Annotated in this window: 13 protein-coding genes; 4 read left to right on the top strand and 9 right to left on the bottom strand. The window is 60.0% G+C overall.

The window, feature by feature from the left end; all coding sequences use genetic code 11:
* Window positions 1-10 precede the first annotated feature (10 nt).
* From purQ to QA644_RS09325, 5 genes are all read right to left on the bottom strand, one after another.
* The gene (gene purQ / locus QA644_RS09345) at window positions 11-682 is read right to left on the bottom strand and encodes a phosphoribosylformylglycinamidine synthase subunit PurQ (protein ID WP_283072125.1); all 672 of its coding nucleotides are present in this window, start codon (window positions 680-682) and stop codon (window positions 11-13) included.
* A gap of 271 nt (window positions 683-953) precedes the next feature.
* Complete coding sequence (gene purS / locus QA644_RS09340) at window positions 954-1,196, bottom strand: phosphoribosylformylglycinamidine synthase subunit PurS (RefSeq protein WP_039845014.1); 243 nt, start codon at window positions 1,194-1,196, stop codon at window positions 954-956.
* 30 nt (window positions 1,197-1,226) lie between these two features.
* On the bottom strand, window positions 1,227-1,991 hold the full coding sequence (purC, locus tag QA644_RS09335; protein ID WP_022715264.1) for a phosphoribosylaminoimidazolesuccinocarboxamide synthase: 765 nt from the start codon (window positions 1,989-1,991) through the stop codon (window positions 1,227-1,229).
* 229 nt (window positions 1,992-2,220) lie between these two features.
* Window positions 2,221-4,470, bottom strand: a complete 2,250-nt coding sequence (locus tag QA644_RS09330; protein ID WP_283072354.1) for an EAL domain-containing protein — start codon at window positions 4,468-4,470, stop codon at window positions 2,221-2,223.
* A 129-nt stretch (window positions 4,471-4,599) separates the two neighbouring features.
* The gene (locus tag QA644_RS09325) at window positions 4,600-5,154 is read right to left on the bottom strand and encodes an alpha/beta hydrolase (protein ID WP_194730134.1); all 555 of its coding nucleotides are present in this window, start codon (window positions 5,152-5,154) and stop codon (window positions 4,600-4,602) included.
* Between the two features lie 166 nt (window positions 5,155-5,320).
* Here QA644_RS09325 and QA644_RS09320 point away from each other — a divergent pair, with 166 nt between their 5' ends.
* Both QA644_RS09320 and QA644_RS09315 read left to right on the top strand, forming a co-directional pair.
* Complete coding sequence (locus tag QA644_RS09320) at window positions 5,321-6,118, top strand: DUF2189 domain-containing protein (protein WP_283072124.1); 798 nt, start codon at window positions 5,321-5,323, stop codon at window positions 6,116-6,118.
* 85 nt (window positions 6,119-6,203) lie between these two features.
* Entirely contained in the window at window positions 6,204-6,668 is a 465-nt protein-coding gene (locus tag QA644_RS09315; RefSeq protein ID WP_283072123.1) for a low affinity iron permease family protein, read from the top strand.
* Between the two features lie 46 nt (window positions 6,669-6,714).
* Here QA644_RS09315 and purB read toward each other — a convergent pair whose 3' ends face one another.
* The 4 genes from purB to QA644_RS09295 form a co-directional block, all read right to left on the bottom strand.
* A complete protein-coding gene (gene purB, locus QA644_RS09310; protein WP_074068320.1) occupies window positions 6,715-8,016 on the bottom strand; it encodes an adenylosuccinate lyase in 1,302 nt (433 codons plus the stop codon).
* 64 nt (window positions 8,017-8,080) lie between these two features.
* On the bottom strand, window positions 8,081-8,566 hold the full coding sequence (locus QA644_RS09305) for a hypothetical protein (protein WP_283072122.1): 486 nt from the start codon (window positions 8,564-8,566) through the stop codon (window positions 8,081-8,083).
* A 19-nt stretch (window positions 8,567-8,585) separates the two neighbouring features.
* Window positions 8,586-9,263 (bottom strand): ribulose-phosphate 3-epimerase, encoded by a 678-nt coding sequence (gene rpe, locus QA644_RS09300; protein WP_074068315.1) that lies wholly within the window; start codon window positions 9,261-9,263, stop codon window positions 8,586-8,588.
* Window positions 9,264-9,378: 115 nt separating this feature from the next.
* The gene (locus QA644_RS09295) at window positions 9,379-10,461 is read right to left on the bottom strand and encodes an ABC transporter substrate-binding protein (RefSeq protein ID WP_074070279.1); all 1,083 of its coding nucleotides are present in this window, start codon (window positions 10,459-10,461) and stop codon (window positions 9,379-9,381) included.
* Between the two features lie 173 nt (window positions 10,462-10,634).
* On the opposite strand from QA644_RS09295, the gene QA644_RS09290 reads away from it, so the two are divergent.
* Window positions 10,635-11,129, top strand: coding sequence for a flavin reductase (locus QA644_RS09290; protein WP_039845008.1), 495 nt, complete (start codon window positions 10,635-10,637; stop codon window positions 11,127-11,129).
* Window positions 11,130-11,150: 21 nt separating this feature from the next.
* Window positions 11,151-12,074, top strand: a complete 924-nt coding sequence (locus tag QA644_RS09285) for a MoxR family ATPase (RefSeq protein WP_283072121.1) — start codon at window positions 11,151-11,153, stop codon at window positions 12,072-12,074.
* Window positions 12,075-12,076 lie beyond the last annotated feature (2 nt).

Raw genomic sequence — 12,076 nt, 5'->3', positions numbered from 1 at the left:
GCGCCGAAGGTTAAGCAGCGATTACCTCGAGCGCCGAAGCAAACAGCCCGCAGCCGTCGGAGCCGCCATGGGCTGCTTCGATCAAGTTTTCCGGATGCGGCATCATGCCGAGAACGTTGCCCTTGGCGTTCATCACCGCGGCAATGTCGTTGATCGAACCGTTCGGGTTGGTGCCTTCCGCATATCGGAAAACCACCTGGCCGTTGCCTTCTATCTCAGCCAACGTCTCGGCATCCGCGAAATAGTTGCCGTCGTGGTGGGCGACCGGGCAACGTATGACCTGACCCTTGGCATAGGCGCGGGTGAAATCCGTATCGGCGTTGGCGACCTCAAGCTTGATCTCGCGGCAGACGAACCTCAGCGAGGCGTTACGCATCAGCGCACCCGGCAGCAGGCCGGCTTCCACGAGGATCTGAAAGCCGTTGCAGACGCCAAGAACCCTGACGCCTTTGTGAGCCTTGTCGACGATAGCCTGCATCACCGGCATGCGGGCCGCAATCGCGCCGCAGCGCAGATAATCGCCATAGGAAAAGCCGCCCGGAATGACGATCAGATCGACGTCGGGAATGTCAGTTTCCGTCTGCCAGATTGTCACCGGCGCGTGGCCGGAAATTTTCGTAAGCGCGGCGATCATGTCGCGATCGCGGTTGAGGCCCGGAAGTTGAACGACGGCTGATTTCATGGGTGCGGTTCAAACCTTGCTTGTGCTTCTGCCAATTCTCGAAGTTCGAGACGATTTTCAATGCGGCCCAGGCGATCAAGTACCTGGCTCATCGTGCCATGCAGATTGTTGGTGTCGCCCTGCATGACGTGCAATATGGTTGCGCAGGCTGTTGATATCTCGACGAATGCCCCTCTGTCCTTCCTTCAATGTAGAGACATCGGACTGAATTTTCCTCAAGATTCAAACAGCAATTCCTACGTCAGGTCAGCCATCACATTCTCCGCAACCGTCAGTCGAGAGAAATAGTGTAATTTTCGATCACCGTGTTTGCGAGGAGTTTTTCGCACATGGCCTTGAGGTCGGCTTCGGCCTTGGCCTTGTCGGCGCTTTCGAGCTCGAGGTCGAAGACCTTGCCCTGGCGGACATGGCCGATGCCTGTGAAGCCGAGGCCGCTCAGCGCGCCTTCGATTGCCTTGCCCTGCGGATCGAGAACGCCGTTTTTCAGCGTGACGGTTACACGAGCCTTGATCACTTCTTCTTCCCTGTCTTTGACCAGAACGTCTTACTTGACCAAAACCGGGCCGGTGCCGCGCACAGGCTCGTTTTCGTTGATGATGCCGAGGCGGCGCGCGACTTCGGAATAGGCTTCGAGAAGCCCGCCCATATCGCGGCGGAAGCGGTCCTTGTCCATTTTCTCGTGGGTTTCGATGTCCCAGAGGCGGCAAGAATCAGGCGAAATCTCGTCGGCAAGGATGATGCGCATCATGTCGCCTTCGAACAGCCGGCCGCATTCGATTTTGAAATCGACAAGCTGGATGCCGACGCCAAGGAAGAGGCCGGTCATGAAGTCGTTGACGCGGATGGCGAGCGCCATGATGTCGTCGAGCTCGGCAGGGTTTGCCCAGCCGAAGGCGGTGATGTGTTCTTCCGAGACCATCGGATCGTCGAGAGCATCGGATTTGTAGTAGAATTCGATGATCGAGCGCGGCAGAACCACGCCTTCCTCGATGCCGAGGCGCTTGGCCAGCGAACCGGCAGCGACGTTGCGCACAACGATCTCGAGGGGGATCATCTCCACTTCCCGGATCAACTGCTCGCGCATGTTGAGCCGGCGGATGAAGTGCGTCGGGATGCCGATCTTGTTCAGATGGCTGAAGATGTATTCCGAAATGCGGTTGTTCAGAACGCCCTTGCCATCGATGACTTCGTGTTTCTTCTTATTGAAGGCCGTGGCGTCATCCTTGAAGAACTGGATCAAAGTCCCCGGTTCCGGTCCCTCATATAGAATCTTGGCCTTGCCCTCGTAGATACGGCGGCGACGGTTCATTTTAGTTGTTCTCTGTCGTTGGCGCTCTTGGGATAGCGCGAGTGGATGGATCTCGTGGCGTCCCCATAAAGGAAAAGAGAGAGTTTCACAATGCGCCTATCACTCCTTCCCCGGATTCCAGATATGTAGGAACGCGGCCCAAGAGAATCGAAGACTTTCTGGAGATAAGCTTACAGTTTTTTGTGATGCGGTGGAATCAAAGCCGCCAGCACGGCCGCTTATGCAGGCTTTATTTGCTGCGGTTGCTTTTGATCTGCTGGCGAAGAACGCCCTGAAGGGCGTAGGCGCCGCCGTCGTGCCGCCGCCAGCCCGCATTGCGTACAAAAGCCGGAATCTGCATGGCCGGCATCGGCCGCGCCAGGGCATAGCCTTGCAGCATGTCGCAGCCGAGATCGCCAAGGATGCGGACATGATCCATGCTTTCGACACCCTCGGCCGTGACGAGGATGTTCAGCGAACGGCCAATATCGATGATGGAACGGACGAGCTTTCTCTGCTCGGCCGACTGCGGCAGCATGCGGATCAGCTCCCGGTCGATCTTCAGCGTGCGAGGACTGAGTTTGAGCAGGCTGACGATCGATGCGTGACCGGTACCAAAGTCGTCGATCTCGATATCGATCCCAAGCTTGCGGAATTGCCTGAGATTGGTCAGGACTGCATCATCGCAATCGTCAAGCGATATGGATTCCAAGAGCTCGAAGGAGAGGATCCCCGGCTCGATCTTCTGCACCCGCAGCTTCTTGCCAAGGCCCGGATCGGCCAGGCGCCTAGAGGAGACATTCACCGAAAGCTTCGGTGTGACGAAACCGTCTCTCGCCCAGGCGGCGCGATCAGCCAGCCCTTTTTCGAGGATCAGGCCGTCGATCGCTGAGACGACGTCAAGATCTTCGGCAATCGTCAGGAAGTGGCCTGGTGTCAGCAATCCGTGCTCCGGATGCCGCCAGCGTGCCAGCGTCTCCACGCCGGCAACCTCCAGGGTCTGGGCATGAAACTGTAATTGATAGAAGGGAATGAATTCGTTGCGCTCCAGTCCCAGCAGCATTTCGTCCGACAGGCGCTTCGCCGCGATGATGGTGCGGCGGGCGTCCTTCGAGAAGAATTCATGGCGGTTGCGGCCTGCGCCCTTGGCGCGGTAAAGCGCGATATCGGCGTTGAGCAACAACTGCTTTGCATCGAGGTCCTTGCCGCTTTCCGCGGCAATGCCGATGCTGGCGCCGAAGCGACAGTCATGACCTTCGTAGCGGACCGGCTTGCTGAGTTCGCGGATGATGCGGGCTGCCATATTGGAAAGCTTCTTCGGAGAGCTGTCGATCGTGCAAAGTACGACGAACTCGTCGCCGCCGATGCGCGCAACGAAATCGCTCGCGCGCACGCTCTCCTTCAGCACCCTGGCCGCGTGTTTCAACATGGCGTCGCCGGCGCGGTGGCCGAGCGTGTCGTTGATCTGCTTGAAACGATCGAGGTCGATATGCAGGATCGCGAGCGTCAAGCCATTCTCGCGGCATCCGGCGGAACGCTCGTCAAGCATGCGGTCGAGATAGCGGCGGTTGGGCAGTTCCGTGAGATAATCGTGAAGCGCCAGATGCTCGATGCTTTCCCTGGCGGCTTCGAGTTCCTGATTGCGGGCTTCCGCGAGATCCTTTGCCTTCTGCAGATCGTTGCGAAGACTGACCTCTTCGGTGACGTCCCAATTTGCGCCGATGAGCTTGCGCTTGCCGTCGGCATCCAGGAAGAAAGCCGAGCGGGCGCGAATGACGCGTTCGGCGCCATCGCCGCGGATGATACGAAACTCCTGCAGCAGTCCGCGGTCTTTTTCGAGACTTGCCTCCAGGTTCTTCAGCGTGCGCTCGCGGTCGTCGGGGTGCAGCGCCTGCTCCCATGCCTCGCTCAACTTTACGCGCGGCGTGCCTTCAAGCCCGTACATCGCCAGCAAGCGGTCGTCCCACTCGACTGTTCCGGCGTTGAGATCGGCTTCGAAAACGCCTATGCGCGAGATTTCGAGAGCGAGATCCAGCCTGCGCGACAGGTGCTCGAGCATCTCCTCGGATCGCTTGCGGGCCGTGATGTCCGTATCCGTGCCGACGATGCGGGCAGGGACGCCGTTTTCGTCCCATTCAACGCAGGCGCCGCGGCATTCGATCCAGACCCAGCCGCCGTCCTTGTGGCGCTCCCGGTATTCGAAGACGTGATAATCCGGGTCCCCTGCGATCTGCTTCTCAATGGCCCCGATGACGAAATCGCGGTCATCGGGATGAAGAAGCTTGAGCCATTCCTCGTAGTCTCCGTCGGCCTCCTCGTGCGGAGCCATGCCGCGGATTTCTTTCCATGTATCGGAGTAGTATTTGGTGCCGATCAGGTTGTTGTGGTCCCAGACGCCGAGGCCAGAGCCGACGAGCGCATAGTTCCAACGGCTCTCGCGCTCCGCCAGATCGGAGGTATCCGGTGCCTGCTTCACCGCAAGCTTGTTGTCAGTATTGATCGCGCTGACCTGTTTTCGCTGCTTCACTGCGCACTCGCTCAATTCGCGTACAGGCAGTCTGAAGTCATTGAATAAAATAACTGTTAAGCCGTGCCTGAAAGACGTGGAAAACTTTCGGTTTTCCAGAGCCTAAGGCTTCAGGCGGCTCAGGAACTGCGCGAAGACCATCGTTCCCTCCGGCCAGGGGCCGTGGCCTGACTCCGCGTTGATATGGCCGGATTCACCAGCGTCGATCAGAAGCGAGCCCCAGCTTGCGGCAACGTCATCGGCATGCTCGTAGCTGCCGAATGGATCGTTGCGGCTTGCCACTGTGATTGCAGGGAACGGCAGCGGATCGCGCGGGTAGGGACCGAAGGTCATGAGGTGCTTCGGGCGAATCTTCGGGTTGGCGACATCGGGCGGTGCCACGAAGAAAGCGCCGGCCACCTTCTTCCTGAAATGCGGGATCGCATGGATCGCCGATGGTATTCCGAGCGAGTGGGCGACAAGGACGACGGGGCGGGACGAGGCGTTCACCTCCTCGGCGATGCGGGCGACCCAATCTTCGCGGACCGGTTTTGACCATTCAGCCTGTTCGACGCGCCGCGCAGTGCTGAGCTTTGCTTCCCAGCGCGTCTGCCAGTGGTCGGGGCCGGAATTCGTGTAGCCAGGGATGATGAGAATGTCGACGTCAGAAGCTTTCATGATCCCGCCGATGTGAGAAAGCTTGGCCGTTCTGTCAAGGGAAAGCGCGACAACGGCAGTGAAATTCGTTATGCTCGCGCCATTGCCGGTTGCGGTTTCTCGTGTCGGCTGCGTCAATGCCGATGCATTTCCGCCGCCGGCCGATCGGCTTACGGAGGAGAAAGCCATGTCGGCATTTCATGTTATGACAGGATCAGGCGAGCGCTACGCACGTCTCGCTATTAACAAGATCAGCACCGCAGACGTCTTCGACGCGTTACGTCGCGGGCTGGACGATTTTCGCGAAAAGCCTTCCCATTACGTGTTCTTATGCCTCATGTATCCGATTGCCGGCATTTTTCTTGCCCTTGCGTCATCGGACGCAAACCTTCTGCCGATGATCTTTCCGCTGATGTCCGGGTTTGCGCTGATCGGGCCGATTGCCGCCATCGGGCTCTATGAAATCAGCCGCCGCCGCGAGGCGGGTCTCGATACGTCGTGGAGGCATGCGCTCGAAGTCAGGCAATCGCCGGCTTTGCCGTCGATCATCGTCGGCGGGCTGCTGCTGTTCGGCTGCTTCATCGTCTGGCTCGTCGCAGCGCAGACGCTATACACGAACCTGTTCGGCGATGTTTTCCCGCGGTCGATCGAAGTGTTCACCTCGCAGATTTTCGGCACGCCCGAAGGCATGCAACTGATCATCTGGGGCAATCTGCTGGGGCTGGTCTTCGCCATCGTGGTTCTGGCGACGACCGTCGTCACGTTTCCCTTGCTTCTCGATCGCGATGTAGGGCTGGTGGCTGCTATGGCGGCTTCGATCCGCGCAACTGTCGTCAACCCGGTACCGGTCATGCTGTGGGGCCTGATCATTGCTGCGGCGCTGGTCATCGGCACGATCCCGCTTTTTGTCGGGCTGGCGCTGGTGATGCCTATCCTCGGCCACGCAACATGGCATCTCTACAGAAAACTGGTCACGCCTGTATAAGGCACGATGCAGTCTGTGCGTTAAGCGAGCGGAACCTGCAACCTCCTTCAAAGTTAATCTGACGATATCTTTGAAGGAGGCTTCCATGCCAGCACCGCGGCACGTCTTTACCCGCTTTGCCACCAACGTGTCGGAATGGGCGGGCAAGCCGGCCGTCTTCGTTCTCGCGGTCGCGGTCGTCATTGTCTGGGCGGTGTTGGGGCCGTTCTTCGACTATTCGGAAACATGGCAGCTGATCATCAATACAGGCACGACGATCGTGACCTTCCTCATGGTTTTCGTGCTGCAGAACGCGCAGATGCGCGACACGCGAGCCATCCAGGCCAAGCTCGATGAACTCATCCTGACCAGCCATGCCGAGAACCGCTTCATCGGTATCGAAAACCTCGACGAGGAGGATTTGAAACATCTAGACCGGCTGGTGGCGAAAGCCGCCAGAGGGAAAGGCCGGACGGAGGCGAGCAATGTATCGCCGGCGGTGGAAGGACGCCGCAAAAGATCGCAGGGAAGCAAACGCGCTGCACCATCGAAAACGCGCAAGCAGAAATGACATCGGCGCCGTTGCTCCGGCGCCGTTTTCGAATGCAGCCGGGGGGTTAGCCGAAAACGCGCTTGAAGATCGTGTCGACGTGTTTGGTGTGGTAACCGAGGTCGAACTTCTCTCGGATATCATCTTCCGAAAGTGCCGCACGGACTTCCTGGTCGGCGAGCAGTTCTTCGAGGAAGTCCTTGCCCTGTTCCCAGACCTTCATGGCGTTGCGTTGCACGAGGCGATAGGCGTCCTCGCGGGAAACGCCTGCCTGGGTGAGGGCCAGGAGAACACGCTGCGAATGGACAAGGCCGCGGAACTTGTTGAGGTTCTTCTCCATGTTCTCGGGATAGATCACGAGCTTTTCGATGACGCCGGCCAGGCGGTTGAGGGCAAAATCCAGCGTAATCGTCGTATCCGGGCCGATGGCGCGCTCGACACTCGAGTGGCTGATATCGCGCTCGTGCCACAGCGCCACGTTTTCCAGTGCCGGAACGACCGACATGCGCACCAAGCGGGAAAGGCCGGTGAGGTTTTCGGTCAACACCGGGTTACGCTTGTGCGGCATAGCAGACGAGCCCTTCTGGCCCGGCGAAAAGAATTCCTCGGCCTCCAGTACCTCGGTGCGCTGCATGTGGCGGACCTCGATCGCGATGTTCTCAATCGACGAAGCGATGACACCGAGTGTGGCGAAGAACATCGCATGGCGGTCGCGCGGAATGACCTGGGTCGAGACCGGCTCAGGCGTGAGGCCGAGCTTGGCGCAGACATGTTCTTCGACGCGCGGGTCGATATTGGCGAAGGTGCCGACAGCGCCGGAGATCGCACCGGTGGCAATCTCGGCGCGTGCGGCGACGAGGCGGGCGTGGTTGCGGCCCATCTCGGCATAGAAGCGGGCGAGGGTGAGCCCCATGGTGGTCGGCTCGGCGTGGATGCCGTGGCTGCGGCCGATGCGGACCGTGTCCTTGTGCTCGAAGGCGCGGGTCTTGAGCGCTGCGAGTACGCGGTCCATATCGGCGAGCAGAATGTCGGCGGCGCGCACCAGCTGGATGTTGAACGTTGTGTCGAGCACGTCGGACGAGGTCATGCCCTGGTGCACGAAACGGCTGTCCGGTCCGACGAATTCGGCAAGATGCGTCAGGAAGGCGATGACGTCATGCTTTGTGACGGCTTCGATCTCGTCGATCCTGGCGACGTCGAACTCTGCCGCGCCTCCTTTTTCCCAGATCGTCTTTGCTGCTTCCTTTGGAATGACGCCAAGTTCGGCCAGCGCGTCGCACGCATGTGCCTCGATCTCGAACCAGATGCGGAACTTGGTTTCGGGCGACCAGATGGCGACCATCTCTGGGCGGGAGTAACGCGGGATCATGGCTCACTGCTTTCGTTGCGAGGAAGACTTTCTGGCGCCCCTGTAGCAAAGACGCGCGGTAATCTCAACGCATGCGTTTTGCAAGCGCGTAGCTGGTTACAAGCAGGAAGACGAGGCCGAACGGCAGGAAGAGCCGCAGACCGAGGACCAGGAACTGATAGACGGCGTTCGCGCCGGTGAAGATGAACTGGTAGGTCCATACCAGGCTGCCGAACGGCGCATGCCAGCGCGAATAGAAAATGCGGTAGTCCATGGAAAAGAGAAATGCCGTCATCAGCATCGTGCCCGCCGTCAGGCAGACGAAGAAGGCGGCAAAGCGCGTTTCGATCCGGCGCCGGTAGGCGAAGAAGCGGCCGATCGGCAGCATGAAGGGCCAGGAGAAAAGGCCGCCGGCGAAATAGAGAAGCGCCAGTTCGGCCGTGTGTTCCGTCTCGAAGCGATTGCGCATGTAAAGCGCCGACATCGCCGAGGCCATCATCATGAAGCCCCAAAGCGCGGCGCCGCCAAACAGCTCGAAAATGGGTGGTCTGGCAGCGCGTATCCGGTCCATCGTCAACGATATGCCAATGTCATGAGCGCCCGGCCTTTGCAGCGCTTCGCAGGTCGCTGATGGCGGTGCGGTAGGCTTCGACGGAGGCGCCCTTGAAGATCGCCGAACCGGCGACGAGCACATTGCAGCCCGCCTTGCCGACGATCGGTGCGGTCTCAACCGTGACGCCGCCGTCGACCTCAAGCTCGATCGGCCTGTCACCGATCAGGGATTTCGCGGCTGCAATCTTTCCGGCCATCGCGGGAATGAATTTCTGGCCGCCGAAGCCAGGGTTCACCGACATGATGAGGATGAGGTCGACGTCGTCGAGAACGTTCTCGATCGCCGACAGCGGTGTTGCCGGATTGACCGTCACTCCGACCTTCTTACCGAGATTGCGGATCGTCTGCAGCGAGCGGTGAAGATGCGGTCCTGCCTCAGCATGAACCGTGATGCGGTCGCAGCCAGCCTTGGCGAAAGCCTCCAGATAAGGATCGGCCGGCGAGATCATCAGGTGGCAATCGAAGGTCGCGTCCGTATAGGAGCGCAACGACTTGATGACGTCGGCGCCGAAGGAGATGTTCGGCACGAAATGGCCGTCCATGACGTCGAGGTGGATCCAGTCTGCGCCTGCCGCCGTCACATCGCGCACTTCCTGTCCGAGCTTGGCAAAATCCGCAGCCAGAATGGAGGGGGCAATCCGGATCGGCAGGGTCATGGCACTCTTCTCTCTCCGTGGGGAACTTGCGGCGGTTTAGCAGGGCTCAATCGAACGGGCAACAGCATCAACGCTGCACTCGTGAACTCTGCGTAAACGGCATTCTCGTCTCGGGCTAATCGCCGGGCGCGGCGGGCGCGGCGAAAATGCCGCGGCGCCATTCCAGCAGCCTGTAAGGGTTCTCCGAAAGCTCGTGGCCAGCCGTGAACGTTAGATCGCCGATCGGCGTAGAGAACCTCGTGCCGACGAGTTTTTCCGCCACCGTCTTTCCTTCTGCCGTGGCGGCCGTTGCCGCCTGCTGCGCGACGGCCGCTGCTGCGGCTGCCGGCAGGACATAGCCTTCAGGCTCGATGCCTTGCGCGCGCAATGCCGCCGCTGCGGCTTGTGCGGGCTGCAGAGTGTCGAATTCCGGCATGGTGACCGCACGCACGCCGTCCGGAAGCGGCAGCGGCTGGTTTGCCGCGCGCATTGCATCTCCGCCCAAAATAGCGAGCGGAATCTTCTCAGCTGCGGCATCTCGGGCGATGACTGCGACGTCGCCGCGGTCGCCGCCGATGAAAACCTTGGTGGCGCCGGCCTTCTTCAGGCGGCGGACGAGGGCGATCTGCTGGTCCTGACCCGGGCGATAGGTGTCCGTAAAGACGGGCTTCAGCCCTTTTTCCTCAAGCGCATTCCGGATGGCCTCGGTCAGTTCGCGGCCATGGATGGTGCCGTCCTCGATGAGGGCGATCGGCGCTGCCTCCCAGTCGTTGAGGATCGCGTCGATGATGCGTGCGGCTTCGGCGCCATCGGCCGGCGCCAGACGAAACAACGGCCAGCCGTTCTTCAATGCGTCTTCCATCAGGATGCGTGCGCGTACCGAGACGGTGATCGCCGGAATGTTCGCATCCTTGAGCTTCGGCAATGCACTTTCCAGCGTTTCGCTGCAGAGAAAGCCGATTGCGACTTGCACCTTGGCGTTCACCAGCGCATCGGCAATCGCGGCACCACTGTTTTCCTCGCAGGGCTCGTTGATTGTGACGACGGTATTGCCATCCTTGGTGATCTGATAGTTCGCTCCGGCGAAGACCTGCGCGCCAAGCTGCTGCAGGTTGCCGCCCTGGGGAGCGACGACGCCGATCGTAACGCCCGCAGCATGGCTTTCGGCTGCTGCAAGAAACAGCATCGAAAAAGCCGCTATGCCACGCAGAATACTCATGAAAATCGCCGGTTCCCTGTCGCCCTTCATGCCCTTTTAGCTGCCCTTCGGCAATCGTCAAAGAAAAACAGGCGGAATGCGCCGCATTTCGTCGGCTTCATTGTAGAAAAGGTAACCGATGGCATCCATATTAGCGGCACAAGAATAGGCGGCGCGGCCGCAGGAGACCGCATTTGTTGAACAGGCAGCCGATCGATCCGCAGCTCTATCGCGATGCCATGAGCCGTTTCGGCGGTCATGTGCAGCTCGTGACGACGGTGCTTGGCGAGACACGCCGCGGGGTGACGATCACCGCAGCCTGTTCGGTATCCGACGATCCGGCCTGCGTGCTCGTCTGCCTCAACAACAGCAATCCGAAGAACGACATCTTCTTCCAAAGCGGCATTTTCGCGCTGAACACGCTCGGCGCGCACCATCAGGCGCTGGCCGACGCCTTTTCCGGACGAACGCCGATGAGCAACGATGAGCGGTTTGCGACCGGCAAGTTCGACAAGCTGGTCACCGGTGCGCCCGTGCTCTGGGATTCGCTTGCCTCCTTCGATTGCAGGGTGATGGAGATCAAGGAGATGTCGACCCACCACATCATTTTCGGTGAGGTCGTGGCCGTGCGTTTCAACGAAACAAAACCGGCGCTGCTCTATATGAACCGCGACTACCACACGCTATAACTCCCTTAAAAGGGAGGAGACATGCCCGATCATCCGCCGCCGCCCGCGTCTATCGACGAGACGATCGCCATGCTGGCAAGAGAGGATTATCTCGCAGGCCGGTCGCTGGCGACGGTCCTCTTTCTCGCCCTGAAGATGAAGCGGCCGCTGTTTCTCGAAGGAGAGGCCGGCGTCGGGAAGACCGAGATCGCGAAGGTGCTGTCGAAGGCGCTCGACCGGCCGCTGATCCGGCTGCAATGCTACGAAGGCCTCGATATCGCATCCGCCGTCTACGAGTGGAATTATCCGGCGCAGATGCTGGAGATCCGGCTTGCCGAAGCCTCTGGATTGACCGATCGCAGCCGTATCGAATCCGATATCTTTTCCGAGCGCTACCTTATCCGCCGCCCTGTGTTGCAGGCGCTTTCGTCTGCGGAAGGCCGTGCGCCGGTCTTCCTGATCGACGAACTCGACCGTACCGACGAGGCTTTCGAAGCCTTCCTGCTGGAAGTGCTCTCGGATTTCCAGGTGACGATCCCCGAGCTCGGGACCATCAAGGCCGCCGAGCCGCCGATCGTCATCATCACGACCAACCGGACGCGCGAAGTGCACGATGCGTTGAAGCGCCGGTGCCTCTATCACTGGGTCGATTATCCGGAGGCCGCGCAGGAACTGGAGATCATCCGCCGGAAGGTGCCCGGCTGCAACGAGGCTCTCTCCCAGCAGATTATCGCCTATGTGCAGAAGCTGCGCACGCTCGATCTCTTCAAGAACCCCGGCGTGGCAGAGACGATCGACTGGGCGACGGCGCTGACCGAACTCGACCGTCTGGCGCTCGATCCAGAGACCATTTCCGACACGATCGGCACGCTCCTGAAATACCAGGACGACATTGCGCGCATTCATGGCGGCGAAGGCGCTCGTGTGCTGACCGAGGTCAAGGACGAGTTGAGGGCAGCGGGTTAAAG

Source organism: Rhizobium sp. CC1099, from assembly GCF_029714385.1.
Taxonomy (GTDB): Bacteria; Pseudomonadota; Alphaproteobacteria; order Rhizobiales; family Rhizobiaceae; genus Rhizobium.
Note: the sequence above shows the minus strand (reverse complement) of the source record. Positions and strands in the feature narration are given on the sequence as shown.

Excerpts from the sequence above, each read along its gene's own strand:
- purC (WP_022715264.1), bottom strand. The coding sequence starts at position 1,991 with ATGAACCGTCGCCGCCGTATCTACGAGGGCAAGGCCAAGATTCTATAT.
- QA644_RS09295 (WP_074070279.1), bottom strand. The coding sequence starts at position 10,461 with ATGAGTATTCTGCGTGGCATAGCGGCTTTTTCGATGCTGTTTCTTGCA.
- rpe (WP_074068315.1), bottom strand. The coding sequence starts at position 9,263 with ATGACCCTGCCGATCCGGATTGCCCCCTCCATTCTGGCTGCGGATTTT.
- QA644_RS09320 (WP_283072124.1), top strand. The coding sequence starts at position 5,321 with ATGTCGGCATTTCATGTTATGACAGGATCAGGCGAGCGCTACGCACGT.
- QA644_RS09325 (WP_194730134.1), bottom strand. The coding sequence starts at position 5,154 with ATGAAAGCTTCTGACGTCGACATTCTCATCATCCCTGGCTACACGAAT.
- purB (WP_074068320.1), bottom strand. The coding sequence starts at position 8,016 with ATGATCCCGCGTTACTCCCGCCCAGAGATGGTCGCCATCTGGTCGCCC.
- QA644_RS09305 (WP_283072122.1), bottom strand. The coding sequence starts at position 8,566 with ATGGACCGGATACGCGCTGCCAGACCACCCATTTTCGAGCTGTTTGGC.
- QA644_RS09315 (WP_283072123.1), top strand. The coding sequence starts at position 6,204 with ATGCCAGCACCGCGGCACGTCTTTACCCGCTTTGCCACCAACGTGTCG.
- purQ (WP_283072125.1), bottom strand. The coding sequence starts at position 682 with ATGAAATCAGCCGTCGTTCAACTTCCGGGCCTCAACCGCGATCGCGAC.
- QA644_RS09285 (WP_283072121.1), top strand. The coding sequence starts at position 11,151 with ATGCCCGATCATCCGCCGCCGCCCGCGTCTATCGACGAGACGATCGCC.